The sequence below is a fragment of the Tenacibaculum sp. TB-53 genome, assembly GCF_059716285.2.
On record NZ_CM202790.1, the window covers coordinates 1,932,283 to 1,951,225 of the forward strand.

The following is an 18,943-nucleotide window of genomic DNA, read 5'->3' on the forward strand; positions in this document are numbered from 1 at the left end:
AATTGCGTACCCGAAAATTAAGACAATTTACGAATGGAACAAATAACTCCCTATAAACCTAAACACAAAGTACGAATTGTAACTGCGGCTTCTTTATTTGATGGACACGACGCTGCCATTAATATTATGCGCCGAATTATTCAATCTACTGGGGTTGAAGTAATTCACTTAGGACATGATAGAAGCGTTGAAGAAGTAGTAAACTGTGCTATTCAAGAAGACGCAAATGCAATTGCTATGACTTCGTACCAAGGTGGACACAACGAGTACTTTAAGTACATGTACGATTTATTGCAAGAAAAAGGAGCTGGACATATTAAAATATTCGGAGGTGGTGGCGGAGTAATTCTACCAGAGGAAATCAAAGAATTGATGGACTATGGAATTACTCGTATTTACTCTCCTGATGATGGTCGTGAATTGGGATTACAAGGAATGATTAATGATTTAGTTCAACAATCAGACTTTGCCATTGGAGATGCATTAAATGGAGAAGTAGATAAATTAGCCGATAAAGAAGTTGGCAGTATTGCTCGTGTAATTTCTGCTGCAGAGAACTTCCCCGAAGTTGCTAAAGAAGCTTTAGAAACCATTCATAAAAAAAATAAAAACTCCAAAACTCCAGTATTAGGTATCACGGGTACGGGTGGTGCTGGTAAATCGAGTTTAGTTGACGAATTAGTTCGTCGTTTCTTAATTGATTTTCCAAACAAAACTATCGGATTAATCTCTGTAGATCCATCGAAAAGAAAAACGGGCGGTGCTTTATTAGGTGACCGTATTCGTATGAATGCTATTAACAACGAACGAGTATACATGCGTTCGTTAGCAACACGTCAATCCAACTTAGCCTTATCTAAATATGTAAACGAAGCGGTAGAAGTTTTAAAAGCTGCTGAGTTTGATTTAATTATTTTAGAAACTTCAGGTATTGGACAATCAGATACAGAGATTATCGAACATTCTGATACTTCTTTGTATGTAATGACTCCTGAATTTGGTGCTGCAACTCAGCTAGAAAAAATCGACATGCTTGATTTTGCTGATTTAGTAGCCATCAATAAATTTGATAAAAGAGGCGCTTTAGATGCTTTACGCGATGTGAAAAAACAATACATGCGTAACAACAATTTATGGGATGTTCACATGGATGACATGCCTGTATTTGGAACGATTGCTTCTCAATTTAACGATCCAGGAATGAATTCGTTGTATAAAGCGATTATGGATAAATTGGTTGAAAAAACTGGAGCCGATTTACAATCTACTTTTGAAATTACGAAAGAAATGTCTGAAAAGATATTTGTAATTCCACCAAGTAGAACGCGTTATTTATCTGAGATTTCAGAAAACAACCGCGCTTACGACAAAAAAGTTGATGAGCAAGAAAAAGTAGCTCAGAAATTATACGGAATCTATCAAACCATCTTATCTGTCATTCCAAACGAAGTGACGGAATCTTTCCTTACTAAAAACGGAATTGACCAAGATGCTATTCAGAAACAAGTTCAGGAGGAAGAGCAACCATTTGTAAAGTTATTATTTGCTCAATTCGATAAAGTAAAACTAAATCTTGACCCACATAACTGGGAAATTATTTTAAACTGGCAAGACAAAGTAAAAAAATATAAAGATCCTATTTACTCGTTTAAAGTACGTGATAAGGAAATTAAAATAGAAACACACACAGAATCACTTTCACACACCCAAATTCCGAAAGTAGCGTTACCAAAATACCAAGCTTGGGGTGATTTATTACGTTGGAATTTACAAGAAAATGTTCCAGGAGAATTTCCTTATGCTTCAGGATTATACCCATTTAAACGTACTGGAGAAGATCCTACACGTATGTTTGCTGGTGAAGGTGGACCAGAACGTACCAATCGTCGTTTCCACTATGTAAGTTTGGGAATGCCTGCAAAGCGTTTATCTACTGCATTTGACTCGGTTACACTATATGGTAACGACCCAGGACACAGACCTGATATTTACGGTAAAATTGGAAATGCTGGGGTATCTATTTGTTGTTTAGACGATGCTAAAAAATTATACTCTGGTTTCGATTTAAGTCATGCTATGACTTCGGTTTCTATGACCATTAATGGTCCTGCACCAATGTTATTAGGATTCTTTATGAATGCTGCAATCGATCAGAATTGTGAAAAATACATCAAGGAGCACAAACTAGAGAAAAAGGTTGAAGCAAAACTTAAAGAATTATATGACGATAAAGGTATAGAACGTCCTAAATATAATGGTGATTTACCAGAAGGTAATGACGGATTAGGATTACTACTTTTAGGTGTTACTGGTGATCAAATTTTACCTGCGGATGTATACGCTGAAATTAAAGCAAATACCTTAGCACAAGTACGTGGTACGGTTCAGGCAGATATTTTAAAAGAAGACCAAGCACAAAACACGTGTATTTTCTCTACGGAATTTGCATTACGTTTAATGGGTGATGTACAAGAATATTTTATTGAGAAAAATGTCCGTAATTTCTACTCAGTATCTATCTCTGGATATCATATTGCAGAAGCTGGTGCGAATCCAATTACACAGTTAGCCTTAACCTTAGCGAATGGATTCACTTACGTAGAATACTACTTATCAAGAGGAATGGATATCAATAAGTTTGGACCAAACTTATCGTTCTTCTTCTCTAATGGTATTGATCCTGAATATGCCGTGATTGGTCGTGTGGCACGTAAAATATGGGCAAAAGCTTTAAAACATAAATACGGAGCGAACCCTAGAGCTCAAATGCTAAAATATCATATTCAAACTTCTGGACGTTCATTACACGCTCAAGAAATTGATTTTAATGATATTCGTACAACACTACAAGCGTTATATGCGATTTACGACAACTGTAACTCGTTACATACAAATGCTTATGATGAGGCAATTACAACGCCTACAGAAGAATCTGTACGTCGTGCGATGGCAATTCAGTTAATCATCAATAAAGAATTAGGATTAGCTAAGAATGAAAATCCAATTCAAGGCTCATTTATTATTGAAGAGTTGACTGATTTAGTAGAGGAAGCTGTGTTAACTGAATTCGATAGAATTACGGAGCGTGGTGGTGTTTTAGGAGCAATGGAAACGATGTACCAACGTTCTAAAATTCAAGAAGAGAGTTTATACTACGAAACCTTAAAACATACAGGTGAATTCCCAATTATTGGAGTAAACACCTTCTTAAGTTCTAAAGGTTCTCCAACGGTTACTCCACAAGAGGTGATTCGTGCTACGGAGGAGGAAAAACAATTCCAAATCAAAACGAAAGAAAACTTAAACAAAGCACATGAAGATAAAATAGAACAGCTTTTATCTGAAATGCAATCGGCTGCTATTAACAATCAAAATCTTTTTGAAAAATTAATGGATGCTACTAAAGTTTGTTCGTTAGGTCAAATTACTTCTGCTTTATTTGAAGTTGGTGGTCAATACAGACGAAACATGTAAAAGGCAATGCCTTTAAATAAATATTTAAAGCCTCACTTAAATTTAAGTGAGGCTTTTTATACTTTTAAATATCTTCTTTATTAAAGAGTTTCTATTCCTTAAACTTTTGTTTTAAAATAATAAAATGTTAAATAAAAAAATTACACGCAACCTTTCTATTTCTGTAGCGTCTAATCAATAATAATTTGATACAACTCCATTAATTCTATGAAAAAAACCTTTTTAATAACTACTCTTTTCTCTTTACTATTTGCTTGCAGTAGCGAAACTAAAATTGATTTACCAGAAAATCCAGAACCTCCTTTAGATAACTTAGAAGTCTACACCTTACCCGTAGTCGTACACATAATACATGGCGGAGAAAGTATAGGCGAAGGCTTTAACCTAGCTACCGAACGTATTAAAGAACAAATTCAATCTTTAAATCACGACTTTAGAAGAGTAGCAGGCACTTTAGGAGAAAACAATTCCCCGCTTAGTAGTGACTCTTTTATTCAATTTAAACTTGCAGAAATAGACCCTAACGGGAACCCAACTAACGGAATTAACCGTATTAATTATTACGACAACACTCCCGTAAGAGGTGATAAAGACAGATTTGATTGGCTTCCTGAGTTTGAATATTGGAACCCTAATAAATATATCAACATTTGGGTATATGGCGGATATGCCCCTAATACATTTGCTGGTGCAGCTTCTTTTCCTACTACTAACTTACCTGGAATAAAAGATGAGTTAAAAACCATAGGTGATGGTATTTTAATTAATGTTCATCACTTTGGAAAATCCGATGTTTCTGGAGGTCTCAATCTTGGTAAAACATTAACCCACGAAATGGGACATTTCTTAGGTTTATTGCATATTTGGGGAGCTGCTCTTGAAGGAAAACCCTGTTATGATCATGACGATTTTATTGAAGACACACCACCTGTAAGTGGTTCTATTAATAGTTGTGATGGGACAATTCCAAAAGCCTGTGACGGACAACCTGCTCCTGTAAACAACTATATGAATCTTACTGATGATAGATGTATGAATGTATTCACTAAAGGACAAATTAAACGAATGAGATATGTACTTGAACATGCAGAAAGAAGAAAAACACTAATTACCTCTGATGTGATAAATAGATAACTTACTATTAAAAATTTTAACTAAGTAAATAAGTAGAAATAGTTTTATCTCTACTTATTTTTTATAAAACTCTTTCAGTACGTAAAACTGTTTTGTTTTCAACACTTATTTCAGAACCTTCTAGCAAAAATACAGAGCTAGGTTTTTGACTCTGTAAAAAAGAAAAATGCGCTCCATAAGTAGCAGTAAAATCAACATCTATTTTATAATCTGTCACTAGATAATAACTCCAAGTAGGGTGCTTCACTTCGTATTCAGTAGTTTTACTTTCACTCTTAGCATATCCCCAATAATGCTCTGCTATAAATTCAATTTCTGTATTCGGTTCAATAGCTATTGATTTTGATAAGCTTTCAACTGATATTGAATTCCATTTCTTATTTATTTTCCATTGATACGATATTTTTAACTTATTATCTTTCTCTACCCAACTATGTTTCATGGGTAATGTTTGATAGTTTTCTTTATAAATAGTATTCGCTACAAAGGTTATAGCTGGCTTGAGTACTATTTCTTTTATAAAAACTACCCCTCTCTTATCTTTTCTTTTTACATAAAATCGAAGATTTACTTCTTCAAAATTTACATGAAAAGGAACTCTTACACCTAATAAGTTTGTATTTAAGAACATAAATCCTACAACACTTGTATAGCATTTATTTTCATAAAAATCTAACTTAGTACCTTTAGGTATATACTCTTTTAGCACTTCTGGATTCACCTCATAATTTACCATGACCAATTTTCGCCATTCTGCTTTTAAAAAACTCATATAATTTTATTTTTAGTTAATATATATACTCCAAGTTACTATACTGATATATATCCAAAAACATGTAAAAAAAACGTGAATAACTGTTTCGACCTTTTTTCCTCTCCACAATTTAGGTGAATACACAAATAACTGCATAAACAATCTAATAGACCAAAAAATAGCAAAGCCTAATATAATTTTTCTTCCAAGGTTTGTTTCTATCAATTCTTTACTTTCTAACACTAAAATACTTCCCATTAAAAACACTGTTAGTGCTATAAAAAAAGTATGAACCATCATCATTTGCCTATTCATTAAACTAAGACCTTTTAACTCATCTTTCCAATTAAAATATTTTGGAAAAATAACATGTATTAAAGCCAAAAGCATTAACAAACACCCTATAATCTTTAAGTGAACCTCCATAACTATTTCTAATTTTTATTAAATTTTTCAAGAACAAAAACCGACATAAACGGTGTAAATTTTATCTCTTCTTCTAGTTTCAAATTAGCTTTATCAAATACACTTTTCCAAGTTTTTTTTGAAAAGAAATGCATAAATCCTATTGAAAAAGCTAAAAAATTAGGTAAATCTCTCAAGTGCTCTACAACCAAAACCTTTCCTTGTTTTTTTAAAACTCTAGAACACTCATTAAAAAGAAGCTCTTTCTCCTCACTAGACCTCACTTCATGAGCCGCCGAGAGTAAAAATAAAATGTCAATAGATGAATCTTTTAGCGGTATTTTACCCGTACTAATTGATTTAGTACCTGGATACACCCTACTCACTTTTCTTGCTCTTTTTATAGCCTCTTCAGTATGCCTTGTTTGATCGTAAAAATCAAAAACTTGTAAATTTGATGATTGAAACTTGTTTTTTAGAATGAAACTTGTCTCATCAAAACCTGCATTAATATTCACGAGGTTATTACTAACTTTTAAGTTAATATTATCTACCCACTTAAAATCATAGTATTTCGAAAAATCATATACATAAGCAGAGACTAGCAAAGGAGTTAACAATCCGTATATAATAATTACAACTAAAAACCACTTTAAGTAATTATTGTAGCTAAATAAATAATGCCCCAAAACAACCACTAACAAAGCTATTAAGCCAATGTAATAAAAATGCCTATTGAAGCTAAGTATATTTAATACTCCTTGAAACTTTCTTCTTCTTATTTCCATAATTCAATTTTCCCTTTTTTCCAGTAGTATGGAACATTTTTAATAATAAATGAGTTAGCAACTCTCACATTTTTTAATCCAAGGTCTTTTATAAATGAAAATTTATAATCGACAATTTCAATAGGCTCGGGTTTCCAATTATTTCTTACACCCTCAATAATTAATACTTCTTTTTTAGGTTTATTATACGTAAAAGTAAATGGTAAAGGCCCCGCAAAGCGTCTTGCTTCTTTCCAATCAGAAAAAGGCGAAAGTTTCGGTAATGACACATCACTCCCTTTATCCTTAAACACTATTTTAAAATCTGATTCTTTTGAGCTAATACTTATTTTACTATCTAGTTTAGTCTGCTTAATATCAGAAGTTGTGTAGTTATAATGAGTAAATAAATTGCCAGCTATCTCCATTCTTTTACTACTCGTTTCCGATTTTAAAATATAAAGCCCTCTTAATTTTCTTCCTTTTGAATTGGTATATCTCACAAAAATGCGATAGCCAATTAAAAAGAAGTCATTCCCTAAAATTTTCGGAAACCCTTTTGGTCTCAAATTTTTAGTTTGCACCATAGCTACTGCTAAAAAAGCCCACTGATTATTAAAAGTATCTAAATTCAAACATTCAGGAATAAAGTCTTCTAAATGTTCCTTTGGTACTGCAAAAGTTGTAACAATTGAAGTTTCAAAAAATGCTTCAACAGCAAATGGATGATTTTTTAGTATCTCCTTCATGCTACAATATTTTTAGGACTTAACTTAAATTCATTTACATAAACTATAAATACAAACAAAGTAGCAAAAACTATATTAAGCTTACCCCAGAGTAATATGTCTGAAGTAATCATAAATTCAATTACATTCATTATTGAAACAATTACAATCTGTGTTATTGCATTTAACTTTGACTTATAATTTGATAGGATCCACACAACCATTGCAATTTCTAACATCCCTATTATAAAGGTTAATTCTCTTGAATAGTCATTACTTACAATTTCTCCTACTATTTGCTGATGCCTTGGAACTAGATTAAAAATTTTACAAAAGAGTCCATTAATCAACCAAACGCAAGCAATTAGATATATCAATATTGTGTGTAAGTAATTTTCATTCATTTTGTATTTTCAGAAATTTTTGAAAGTTACTATTTAAATTTTTTTACTTTTTTATCATTTTGGTAAAGTTAGATAACAACCAATGTTCATCAGCCTTGATTGCTTTTTCTAAAATTCCATTTACAGTTTTGGTAACAGATGATAAATCATTCATTACTTTTTTAAAGGCTTCTGCTTCTTCAGAGTTCTCTTTAACATCCTCTTGTAACTCATCTAACACTTTTAAAACAGGTTCAATTTCCCTTTTCTTACGCTCTTTCGTTACCTGTTTAAATAGTTCCCAGATATCCTTGTCCGCCACAAAAAATTCTTTTCGTTCTCCAACTACAAACTCTTTACTTACAATTCCCCAATCAATCAAAGCACGAACATTCATGTTTACATTACCTCTAGAAATTTTTAGAGTTTCCATAATTTCATCGGCTGAAAGTGGTTTGGTTGAAACCAATAATAAAGCATGTACTTGCGCCATGGTTTTATTAATTCCCCAATTAGTGGCTAAACTACCCCAAGTATGAATGTATTTTAATTTTGCATCTTCTAATTTCATACTACAAACATACAACATTTTATTAAATTTTCAATAATTATTGAAAATAAAAAAACAAAGGTTTTAACCTAACTAAAAACGGTCTTTTTCCTTGAAAACGAATAATAAACATAGCATACTTTACTATTTTCTAATCAAACAACATAAATATGAGTACACAATTGTATTTTATTACATCTGGTAAAATGACTATCCAATTAAACGGAATGGCCTTTGGTAAACATTTAAAAGATCCTGTAAAAAACATAAAACATTTCGGAACGAAACAACATAGTCTAGAATTAGTTTCTAATAACCCAAATAACTTTACTGATTGGGGGATTATAGAATTGATAGACCTAAATCCTTCAATGGGACAGTTAACTGTATCTATTGATTGTGATGATTGGGGATGGTTCGGTACTGCCCAAATTCAATTAAAAATGAACAACCAAATTGTACTTAACGATAATTTTCAATCGGGAGTTAAAGGTCCAATAGGCAATCCACTTCGTATAAAAAGATTTCCTATTACCAATTTTTAAACTCTATTATTACACAAAAAACATTTTATTATCCTTACAATTAATTTTGTAAGGTTTTTTATTTTCAAAAAAATGAAACTTTCTTGTAATAATTTTACTTTTCAGAATACCTATCAAGAAAACCAAATTTTGAGTAACGATTTTTATATAACATCCATTTTACCACATGCTGGTATTATTATTAAAATATGTAGAGCTTATACGGACTCTCAGGAAGACTTTGAAGACTTTTATCAAGAAGCTTGTTTACAAATATGGAAAAGCAGAGATGCTTTCCAAAACAAATCGAAATGGTCTACTTGGATATACAGAATTACGCTAAATGTTTGTTTAACCTTAGCGAAGAGAAATGCTAAAAAAGAATATTCTTTAGAGAAAACTCCCAATTTATCGGAGGATAATAAAGCTTTTCAAAACGAAGATTTAAACTTGTTATATGATGCTATTAAAAAATTATCTGAAGTCGACAGAGCGATAATTTTACTGCATTTAGAAGAAAATCCTTACAAAGAAATTGCTGCAATTATTGGAACTAGCGCTAACAATATTGCAGTACGTATTAACAGAATTAAAAAACAATTAAAAATAATATTAGATGGAAAAATCAATTGAAAAAAGATGGAATGAAGCTTTCATAAATGAACAATCATTAATAGCTCCAAAAATTAACGATATATACAACCAGAAATCTAAATCGGTTATTAATAAAATTAGAAGAACCTACGAGTTTGACAATAAAGGATTACTTCCTATGGCAGGAATTGTAGTTATCGGTGGGATTCTTTTATCTGAAACTATTATTGGTGCATACGGTGCTTTTTTAATCCTAAGCTTGTACTTCTTTAATACAAGATTATTAAAAAGATTTAAGACTATTGATGTTAAATCTGACAACTTAACATATTTAAAGAACTACAGAAGTGTAATTAACTCGGTATCTATAGCCACAAAAAAGTTATTTGTTTTTGTAATTCCACTAGCTATTGTATCAATTTTTGCTCTGGCTTACGGTGTGAAAGAGAAAAGTTTTTTATCTAACTATATTTCTAGTGACTCTTCATTCTTAGACATTATAGGAGTTGGACTCATCGTAGCAATTGTGACTGGAGTTATTGGTTTCGTGGTATACAACATCTCTACTCGAATTTTATACCACAGTCTTATATCAAAACTAGACGATATTATTAAAGAAATGGAAGAATTAAAAACCTCTTAATTAATCATAACCCAGAATTATTCTTTTATAATTCTGGGTTATTTTTTTGTTCTTGTTCGTTTACGAAGTTTAAAAATTCTATCATCGTAATAGGATTTCAATTCGGCTACAAATGACATAGGATTTTTATAAGTTGTTAAAACTTTGTAGGTATAACTATCTAACAAAATGGTTAATTGCTTTTCTAAACGTTCCACCTCATTTGTTAAATAAGTAGTGTTGCTAGTTGTTTTTTTAACTAATGTTATGTCTTTATTAAAATTCAACGCTGTATTACCTCCAAAAATATATGCGTGAAAAGCCTCTAACTCTTCCAAGCTTCCGTTTTGATATATTTCAATCAGCTTTGTTGTTGTTTCTAATGCTTTTTGTTGCTCATTTTCTTGCATCGAAAATTTATCAGGATGCACATACAACATTGCTTCTTTATATAATCTCTTCTTCTCTTTTTGATTGACTTTCTCTACTTCTTCTTTTTTCGAAACAGGCACAATACCTGTAGATTCTTTGTAATTTTTACCTTTTCGCTTTTGTACTAACCTTTTTTCCTTTTTAGCTTTCTTTTGTGCTTTGTATAAAATGGTTAACTCTCGTTCTTCTATTAACAAATCAGCAATTGAATTTCGTAACGATTGTTCAAAAGGAAACAGCTTGGTTTCAATTGCTTCAATCTTACCTTTTAACGCTTTAATTCTCTCTTCTAAGTTTAAAATAGCGTCTGAATTAGCATCGACAGGAAAACAGTTCTCGTTCATAATACACTATTCTTTCCTTTGTAAAATGGTCAATCCTACTCGTATTTTTTCATACGGAACTTTCTCTCCTAAAAACTCAAAATAAGGTTTTAAAGCTGTCTCATTTTTCAATACTTTTTTTGCATTAGCTACCAAAGCTAATGTATCTGCCTCTATAAACTCATCCAAGCTCACATCTTTTCCTTCTAGGTATAACTTAGATAAATGAGAAAAAATAGTGGTAGGTTTTAACCCTCGGCTCTCTGCTATTTCTTCAACCGTAAATCCTTCTTTATATAACTTAAACGTTTCTAAAGTGGTATCTTTTTTAGTTTTCTTCTTTTCGTTTAAAAAAGTTTTGATTTCTTCCATAAACTCAGCTCCATACACTTCTAATTTTCGCTGTCCCACTCCACTTATTGCTAGAAATTCTTCGTCAGATTGTGGTCTTTCATTCTCTATTTCTTTAAGTGTAGCATCATTAAAAACTAAATATGCTGCAATATCTTCTTCTTGGGCAATGCGATAACGCAGTTTTCTCAAACGCTCAAATAACGTGTCTTTAACTGCTTTTTTCTTTTTCTCTTTTGTTACCGTTTTTACTTCCTTTGTAAACGCTACTGGAGTTGTTAATTGTACTTTTTCTCCTTCAAAAAGCACTTTATTCGAAAACTCGGTAAGCTGTAAACTGTTGTTTAAATGAAAAGCTATTTGACAATATCCTTGATTGGTTAACTGAATTAAATAATGTTGCCAATCTCTCCAAGAAATATCGTTACCAACACCGTAGGTTTTCAATCTATCGTAGCTTTTATCTAAAACCGTGGCATTTTTGGCTCCTCTAAGTACATCAATTACAGTTCCCATAGCTTCTTTTCCTTGTAATCGATAAATAGCTGAGAGTCCTTTTTGCGCAATAACAGTTCCATCAAAAAATTGTGGAGGATTCTTACACACATCACAATTTCCGCAGTTTTCTTCAATTAGTTCTCCAAAATAACTGAGTAATATTTTTCTTCGGCAAACCGTAGCTTCCGCAAATTGCTTCATACGTTCTAATTTTGCCTCTTGAACTTCTTTATTTCCTGTGTTTTCTATAAACTGACGCAACTGAATAACATCCGCATAACTATGAAAAAGTAAAGCATTTGCTGGTAATCCATCACGACCAGAACGTCCAATTTCTTGATAATAGCCTTCAATGTTTTTAGGCATATTGTAGTGTATTACCCAACGAACGTTCGATTTGTCAATTCCCATTCCAAAAGCAATAGTTGCGCAAATTACTTCACAATCATCTTTAATAAAAGCCTCTTGAGTCTTAGCTCTTTCTTCAAAAGATAATCCTGCGTGATATGCCTTTGCATCAATATTGTTTTGTTGCAGTTTACTAGCTAATTGTTCTGTAGCTTTTCTACTTAAACAATAAATAATTCCTGCTTCATTAGGCCTTCTTTGGATAAACTTAATAATTTGTTGCACTCTATCATTTGCAGGACGCACTTCTAAAGCAATATTTTCTCTGTTAAAAGAACTTATAAATTGTGTAGCATTAGGTATTGTTAATTGCTCTAAAATATCCTGTTGCGTTGCTTTGTCAGCCGTAGCCGTTAACGCTACAATAGGAACATCTGGTAACGATTTTTTTAAAAATGCTAGTTGTTTATAAGAAGGACGAAAATCGTGCCCCCATGCAGAAATACAGTGCGCCTCATCAACCGCTATGCAACTTATATAAGATTGGTTCAATACATTTTGAAGCAATGATAAACTTTCTGGTGCGACGTACAATAATTTTATACTTTTTGAAGCCATTGCATCAAATACTTGTTGCTGCTCTTCAGTTGATTGACTACTGTTAAAAAAAGTAGCAGGAATTCCGTTTGCTTTTAAGCTATCTACTTGATCTTTCATCAAAGCAATTAATGGAGAAATCACCAACGTAACACCTTCAAAAAATAATGCCGGTAATTGGTAACAAATAGACTTTCCTCCTCCTGTTGGCATAATAACCAACGTATCTTTTTTTGCTAAAATATTTTCGATAATAGCTTGTTGCTCTAAACGAAAACTATCGTATCCAAAATTTACCTTTAATTTTTCTAACAATTCTTGTTCTGTAATCTGCATCATTTGGCAAAAATAGGAATAAAAAAGCATCAAGATTATACTCGACCACTGACTACCTCTTGAAAAAGACACAATAAAACATTAGAAACAAGTAATTTATTTTTTTATATTGTGATAATAAAAATAGATTACATGTATACAAAAATACTCTTACTTATTACTTCTCTCGTTTTTTGTTTTTCTATTAGTTCACAAACAAAAAAACTAACAATCAATGTTGTAAACAACAAAAGTCAGCCTATACCTGGAGCCATTATTCTTTTTGATAATGTGAGACAAAAAAGCTGGACAAACTCTAAAGGAGTTTTCAAAATAAAAATCTCTGAAGCTCCTAAAGAAATAAGTGCTTTCTCTCCTAAAGTAGGAATAAAAAAGATTAAGTATAATAATGAAAAGGAAATTACAATAACTATAGATGAAAAAAATGACTTAACCTTAGTAGGAAATACAAATGTAAAAAACATAAGTACTTCTCAATATAGAAATATTTACGATTATATAAGGGGAAAGGTTCCTGGTGTTCTTGTTGGTGCTGACAATACGATTTTAATAAGAGGCTACAATACAGTTAACGGAAACTCTACTCCTTTATTTGTAATAAATAATAATGCTGTTGACCAATCTGTTTTTTCAGACATTGTACCTTCAAATATAATATCAATAAGAATCCTCAAAGGACCTGAAGCAGCAAAATACGGCTCTAGAGGTGCCCATGGAGTTATTGAAGTTATTAGACATTAAACTCATTACTACTGTAAACTATTAAACAAAACCTGAATAAAAACTCAGGTTTTGTTTTAACTTATCCATGTTACTTAATATCTTGTAACAGCACCTCCACTGCTTTTTTTAACTGAGCATCTTCTCCTCTATCTTTCCATCCTGGTGCATTTTTCACTAAATAATCTGGTACTGCCGGTGCTTCGTTCTCCATGTTCTCTCCTGTTTTCTTTACAAACCATGCTCTAAAAGGCATACGAATCATTCCGTTAGCTAATCGTTTACCTCCTGTAGATACAACAGCTCCAAAAGTTGGCTGACCAACTAACTTCCCTAACCCTAAGCTCTTGAAGGCATGTGAGAAAATTTCAGCATTTGAATAACTATTTTCATTACATAATGCTACCACTGGTTTTGTGTTTACCGATAAAATAGCACGTTCATTAAACGGATAGTTATCTGCAAATTTTTGATGATTTTTTAAACTCTTTGCTGCTCCTCTTGGAATTGTATATGCATGTTGATCTACATTTAAAACTGCCATTAATCTATCAGTAGTCCATCCACCACCATTGTAACGAACATCAATTACGATTCCTTTTTTACCATAACCACTTGCTTTTAGTTCACGTTCAAAACGCTCGAAACTTGGCATGTTCATTCCTTGAATATGAATATACCCTAACTGACCGTTAGAATATTCATCTACCAATTTCTTTCTAGAGTTTACCCATTCCTCATATTGTAAACTTCTTAACGACCTTTCTGGGCGTAATACTACCTCTTTACCGTTACCTAAACTCAACAAAATCTCCTTAGTTTGAGTATTCTTTAGTAAACTATAAAAATTCGTATTCTTTTTAATTTCTTGTCCGTTAACAGCAGTAATAATATCCCCCACTTTTAACTTACTCGTTGATTTATCTGCTACTGAATTTGGTAATACATAAGAAACTTTTACACCTTTTTTAGTATTTTCTACTTCTAAACCTAATACGCCAACTTTATCGCTTGCATTTCTAGGAGCACTTCCTCGGTAGCCCATATGACTCGCATTTAACTGTCCTAAAAGTAAGTTAAACATATAAGTGTAATCTTCGTGTGTGGTTGCTGACAATATCCAAGGCTTGTACTTCTTTACTAAAGCATTCCAATCATACCCATGAAATTCTGGATCGTAAAAACCAGCTGTTAATGCACGAATTCCTTCTTCAAAAACCTGTTGATACACTTCTTTTCTATTTGTTGTGTACGTCGCACTGTGAGGCAATCTTGTTACTTTATCTGATTTTGTATTTAATTCAGCTAATTTTCCTCTTGAAGTAAAATAAATTTTCCCTTTGTTTTCAGTAAAGTTTCGTGCATTAGCAACTCCTTTTACTAATTTTGGCTTGCTACCATCCCATTTAACTTTATATGTACTTCTTTTTTCTGTAGCAGGGTTGGTTGCTGAAAAATAAATGAAATCACTACCTGCACTAAACACAGGACTATACTCATCATCTTGTAAAGAAGTAACCTGTACTAAACGGTCGTAAATTTTATCTTCATCTATTTTTACAACTACCTTTTTCTTCTTTTTTTTGCCTTTTTTTGCGTCTTTATCTTTAGAAGGCTCTTCTTTCTTCTCAGGATAATAAGCTCCTTCTTCGTGATCTAGTTTTGACTTTTCCCAATCAGATTTTTCCAACCAAACCATCCAAACATCGTAATTGATTCCGCTTCTGTTTGATAAAAATGCTAACTTTTTTCCGTCAGCACTCCAAACTGGATTGCGGTCACTTCTAGGATGCATCGATACATTCATTTTAGTAGAAGGATTCTCTACAGATTGAATAAAAATTTCGCTATCAAAATTTAAGTCCTCTTGAGAATACGCTATATACTTACTGTCTGGACTCCACGAAACTCCTTCAGCTGCTGCCCAAGAATTAGAGTACTCTTTAGCATTTGTTATTTTTCCTTTTTTAATATCAGCAATCATTAAAATTCCTCTTCCCACCTGATAAGCTATCTTCTTTCCATCAGGAGAAACTAAGGAATATTCAATATCTTCTTTGCTATTTGTTAGTTTAGAAACTTTTGTTTTTAAACTACGGTGTAGCCCCACTAAAGTATCTGTAGAAACTGCACTGTACAATTGATAAACTCCGTCTCTATCTGAAGAAAAAACAACCGTTTTATCATCTAACCACTGTGGATTAATATCTCTATACGGATGCTTGCTCACATTGTTTGAGCGCTTCTTTTCTTTATTATTCTCCTTTACAAAGATTTCTCCATTAATTTCTAATGCTACGTTTTTTCCATTAGGTGAAACTGCATAATTACCAATGTCTCCTGAAACTGTTTTAGTTTCTTCTTCTTCAAAACGATTATCTGAAACAATATCTAAGTTAATTTTTTGAGTTTTTCCATTTTCTAACTTGAAAGTATCTGCTCCACTAGTATATACAATCGTTCCATTATTACTTACTGAAAATGTTTGTACACCGTCTTTTGTTTGATTTGTTAATTGAGTAGCTATACCATTAGCAGTTCCATTTGCAGAAATTGCTTGTTTATAAATATTATAACGTCCACTTTTTGCTCCGATGTAGTATAAATTCCCTACGGCATCCCAAACAGGAGAGTGATCATTCTTGTTGCTCGTCGTTATTTGATGATACTCATTTGTTTCAGTATTATAAACCCAAATATCACGTTGCGCAGAACCTGAGTAATCTTCACGAGCAATACGGCATGCTCCTTTGGTAAAAGCAATTAATTTTCCGTTAGGAGATACCGAAGCCATTTCACCATAAGCAGTTAATAATCGACGAGGTGTTTCTCCCTTTTCATTAACTACATACATTTGTTTATCCCACTCTGGACCTCTTAACACACGACCAGTCGTAAAAACAATATCTCCTTCTTTTGTCCAATCTGTAGGAATATTGGCTGTAGGGTAGTATGTTAACTGTTTAGGAACTCCTCCTTTTATAGAAGTTACAAATACATTATCATTTCCTTTTCTATTGGATGAAAATGCAATTTCAGTTCCATCTGTGCTCCAAACAGGGTTACTTTCGTAACCTTTATGAATGGTCAATCTTTTTGTTTGCTGATTGTTAAAGTTATATAGCCAAATATCGCCATAATAACTAAATGCCATTTGAGAAGCATCAGGGCTTATCATAGGCTTACGAATTAACGTATGCTGTGCAAATAAAAGATTACTTGCTAATAAGGCCACCCCTAAGAATATCTTTTTAGTCATGTTATTTGATTTTAAATCACCAAATTACTTTATTATGACTAAAATTCTCTTAAAATTAGGAATATATTAACAGTTCTTAACAGTTCTCACAAAATTACTTATCTCTTCAATCCCATTTTTTTCTAATTCTTTAATAAAAGCTGAACCTATAATAGCTCCATTCATGTACTCGCAAGCTGTAGTAAAAGTTTTGTTATCTGAAATACCAAAACCAACAATTAACTTACTTTGCAAATTCATCGCTTGAATTCTTTTAAAGTAATTTATTTGTGCTGATGAAACTTCACCTTTGGCTCCCGTAATAGATGCCGAAGCAACTACATAAATAAAAGCATTTGTTAAAGAGTCTATCTTACGAATACGTTCATCTGAAGTATGTGGAGTGATTAAAAACACGTTTGTAATTCCGTATTTTTCAAATAACTGCTGATAGTGATTTTCGTATTCAACCATTGGTAAATCTGGAATAATTACCGTATCAATGCCACAGTCCTTTACTTTTTGACAGAATTTATCTTCTCCATATTTAATAATCTGATTCAAGTATCCCATCACTACTAATGGCGTTTTATTCGTTTTTTTTATAGAAGACAACTGTTCAAAAACCACGTCGAGATTCATACCGTTTCTCAACGCTACATCACTACTATGCTGAATAGTTGGTCCATCTGCAAGTGGGTCAGAATATGGCAAACCTACTTCTATAAAATCTACTCCACTATTACTTAACTTAGCAATAACTTTTGTAGTATCTTCTAGTTTTGGAAAACCTGCGGTAAAAAAAATTGATAATAAATTGTTTTCCTTTTTATTGAATATATGTTGAATTGAGTTCATTTTCTATGGTTTTGTCAGTTCGAGTGATTTTCGACTTTAGGAGAAAATCGTATCGAGAACTTATTACATCTCGATACAAATTTATTCGTTCCCCTCAAATTCACTCGATGTGACATTCTTTTTAACTATTAGCTTAAATGTTTTATATACGTTTCTAAATCTTTATCACCTCTACCTGATAAATTCACCACAATCACCTGATCTTTTTGTAAATCCATTTTTGGTAATACTGCTAATGCGTGTGCACTTTCTAATGCCGGAATAATTCCTTCTATTTTTGTTAGTTCGTAAGCAGCTTCTAATGCTTCTTTATCCGTAGCATTCATAAATGTTGCTCGTTTTGTTTCATGCAAATAAGCATGTAACGGTCCCACTCCTGGATAATCTAACCCTGCCGAAATAGAATATGGTTCTACAATTTGTCCGTATTCATCTTGCATTAAAATGGTTTTACTCCCATGAATAACTCCTACTTCTCCTAATTGTGACGTTGCTGCACTTTCTCCAGAACTCACTCCTAATCCTGCCGCTTCAACTGCGATTAGTTCCACTTCTTTATCTTCTAAATAATGATAAAAAGCACCTGCTGCATTACTTCCTCCACCTACACAAGCTATAATAGTATCAGGATTTTCTTTCCCTGTTTGTTCTTTTAGCTGTATTTTCATTTCTTCTGAAATCACTGCTTGTAATCGCGCTACCATATCTGGATACGGATGCGGACCTACCACAGAGCCTATTAAATAATAGGTATCTGGATGCTGAATCCAATAACGGATGGCTTCATTCGTAGCATCTTTCAAGGTTTTGCTTCCACTAGTTGCTGGCATTACTTTAGCCCCCAACATTTTCATACGGGCTACATTCGGCGCTTGACGTTGAATATCAGTTTCTCCCATGAAAACAACGCATTCTAATCCCATTAAGGCACATACTGTAGCTGTAGCCACTCCATGTTGCCCTGCACCTGTTTCTGCTAAAATTTTAGTTTTTCCTAAATGTTTTGCGATTAGAATTTGACCAATGGTATTGTTTACTTTATGCGCGCCTGTATGATTTAAATCTTCTCTTTTTAAATAAATAGCTGCTCCATACTTTTCTGATAACCTTTTTGCTAAATACAGTGGACTTGGACGACCAACATAGTGTTTTAATAAATCTTTATATTCCTCTTGAAATTCTTCAGATTCTATAATTTTTATATAATTATCTTCTAATTCTTTTACGTTTGGGTATAACAATTCTGGTATAAATGCTCCTCCAAATTGTCCGTAATATCCGTTATTGTCTGGTTGAAATTTCATATA

17 protein-coding genes are annotated in these 18,943 nt (G+C 32.5%); 6 read left to right on the top strand and 11 right to left on the bottom strand.

From position 1 onward, the window contains the following. Positions 1 to 33 precede the first annotated feature (33 nt). Together AC3VJB_RS08800 and AC3VJB_RS08805 are read left to right on the top strand one after the other, a co-directional pair. Entirely contained in the window at positions 34 to 3,474 is a 3,441-nt protein-coding gene (locus tag AC3VJB_RS08800; RefSeq protein ID WP_497667041.1) for a methylmalonyl-CoA mutase family protein, read from the top strand. A 207-nt stretch (positions 3,475 to 3,681) separates the two neighbouring features. Beyond that, positions 3,682 to 4,608, top strand: coding sequence for a M43 family zinc metalloprotease (locus AC3VJB_RS08805; protein ID WP_497667042.1), 927 nt, complete (start codon positions 3,682 to 3,684; stop codon positions 4,606 to 4,608). A gap of 61 nt (positions 4,609 to 4,669) precedes the next feature. Here AC3VJB_RS08805 and AC3VJB_RS08810 read toward each other — a convergent pair whose 3' ends face one another. From AC3VJB_RS08810 to AC3VJB_RS08835, 6 genes are all read right to left on the bottom strand, one after another. After that, entirely contained in the window at positions 4,670 to 5,380 is a 711-nt protein-coding gene (locus AC3VJB_RS08810) for a YqjF family protein (RefSeq protein WP_497667043.1), read from the bottom strand. A gap of 12 nt (positions 5,381 to 5,392) precedes the next feature. Continuing rightward, positions 5,393 to 5,788, bottom strand: coding sequence for a hypothetical protein (locus AC3VJB_RS08815; RefSeq protein WP_167713280.1), 396 nt, complete (start codon positions 5,786 to 5,788; stop codon positions 5,393 to 5,395). An 8-nt stretch (positions 5,789 to 5,796) separates the two neighbouring features. Beyond that, complete coding sequence (locus AC3VJB_RS08820; protein ID WP_047788458.1) at positions 5,797 to 6,555, bottom strand: methyltransferase domain-containing protein; 759 nt, start codon at positions 6,553 to 6,555, stop codon at positions 5,797 to 5,799. Beyond that, positions 6,546 to 7,283, bottom strand: a complete 738-nt coding sequence (locus AC3VJB_RS08825; protein ID WP_047788459.1) for a DUF2071 domain-containing protein — start codon at positions 7,281 to 7,283, stop codon at positions 6,546 to 6,548. The genes AC3VJB_RS08820 and AC3VJB_RS08825 overlap by 10 nt, the downstream gene beginning before the upstream one ends. Further along, the gene (locus AC3VJB_RS08830) at positions 7,280 to 7,639 is read right to left on the bottom strand and encodes a DoxX-like family protein (protein ID WP_497667044.1); all 360 of its coding nucleotides are present in this window, start codon (positions 7,637 to 7,639) and stop codon (positions 7,280 to 7,282) included. Before AC3VJB_RS08830 ends, AC3VJB_RS08825 begins: the two co-directional genes overlap by 4 nt. 70 nt (positions 7,640 to 7,709) lie before the next feature. After that, on the bottom strand, positions 7,710 to 8,216 hold the full coding sequence (locus AC3VJB_RS08835) for a GbsR/MarR family transcriptional regulator (protein WP_253679740.1): 507 nt from the start codon (positions 8,214 to 8,216) through the stop codon (positions 7,710 to 7,712). A gap of 149 nt (positions 8,217 to 8,365) precedes the next feature. On the opposite strand from AC3VJB_RS08835, the gene AC3VJB_RS08840 reads away from it, so the two are divergent. From AC3VJB_RS08840 to AC3VJB_RS08850, 3 genes are all read left to right on the top strand, one after another. Beyond that, positions 8,366 to 8,740, top strand: coding sequence for a hypothetical protein (locus AC3VJB_RS08840; protein ID WP_253679738.1), 375 nt, complete (start codon positions 8,366 to 8,368; stop codon positions 8,738 to 8,740). A gap of 129 nt (positions 8,741 to 8,869) precedes the next feature. Next, positions 8,870 to 9,352, top strand: a complete 483-nt coding sequence (locus AC3VJB_RS08845) for an RNA polymerase sigma factor (RefSeq protein WP_047788669.1) — start codon at positions 8,870 to 8,872, stop codon at positions 9,350 to 9,352. After that, entirely contained in the window at positions 9,336 to 9,956 is a 621-nt protein-coding gene (locus AC3VJB_RS08850; protein WP_253679736.1) for a hypothetical protein, read from the top strand. Before AC3VJB_RS08845 ends, AC3VJB_RS08850 begins: the two co-directional genes overlap by 17 nt. A gap of 38 nt (positions 9,957 to 9,994) precedes the next feature. Here AC3VJB_RS08850 and AC3VJB_RS08855 read toward each other — a convergent pair whose 3' ends face one another. Beyond that, positions 9,995 to 10,711 (bottom strand): hypothetical protein, encoded by a 717-nt coding sequence (locus AC3VJB_RS08855; protein ID WP_253679734.1) that lies wholly within the window; start codon positions 10,709 to 10,711, stop codon positions 9,995 to 9,997. Positions 10,712 to 10,717: 6 nt separating this feature from the next. Beyond that, positions 10,718 to 12,823: a DNA helicase RecQ gene (gene recQ, locus AC3VJB_RS08860; protein ID WP_497667045.1), complete on the bottom strand. Its 2,106-nt coding sequence runs from the start codon at positions 12,821 to 12,823 to the stop codon at positions 10,718 to 10,720. A gap of 129 nt (positions 12,824 to 12,952) precedes the next feature. Here recQ and AC3VJB_RS08865 point away from each other — a divergent pair, with 129 nt between their 5' ends. Beyond that, on the top strand, positions 12,953 to 13,561 hold the full coding sequence (locus AC3VJB_RS08865; protein ID WP_073181619.1) for a TonB-dependent receptor plug domain-containing protein: 609 nt from the start codon (positions 12,953 to 12,955) through the stop codon (positions 13,559 to 13,561). Between the two features lie 70 nt (positions 13,562 to 13,631). Here the strand turns inward: AC3VJB_RS08865 and AC3VJB_RS08870 are convergent, their stop codons facing one another. From AC3VJB_RS08870 to trpB, 3 genes are all read right to left on the bottom strand, one after another. Next, the gene (locus AC3VJB_RS08870; RefSeq protein WP_497667046.1) at positions 13,632 to 16,799 is read right to left on the bottom strand and encodes a S41 family peptidase; all 3,168 of its coding nucleotides are present in this window, start codon (positions 16,797 to 16,799) and stop codon (positions 13,632 to 13,634) included. Between the two features lie 66 nt (positions 16,800 to 16,865). Next, positions 16,866 to 17,636, bottom strand: a complete 771-nt coding sequence (gene trpA, locus AC3VJB_RS08875) for a tryptophan synthase subunit alpha (protein ID WP_253679728.1) — start codon at positions 17,634 to 17,636, stop codon at positions 16,866 to 16,868. Positions 17,637 to 17,764: 128 nt separating this feature from the next. After that, a complete protein-coding gene (gene trpB / locus AC3VJB_RS08880) occupies positions 17,765 to 18,940 on the bottom strand; it encodes a tryptophan synthase subunit beta (RefSeq protein WP_437823042.1) in 1,176 nt (391 codons plus the stop codon). Positions 18,941 to 18,943 lie beyond the last annotated feature (3 nt).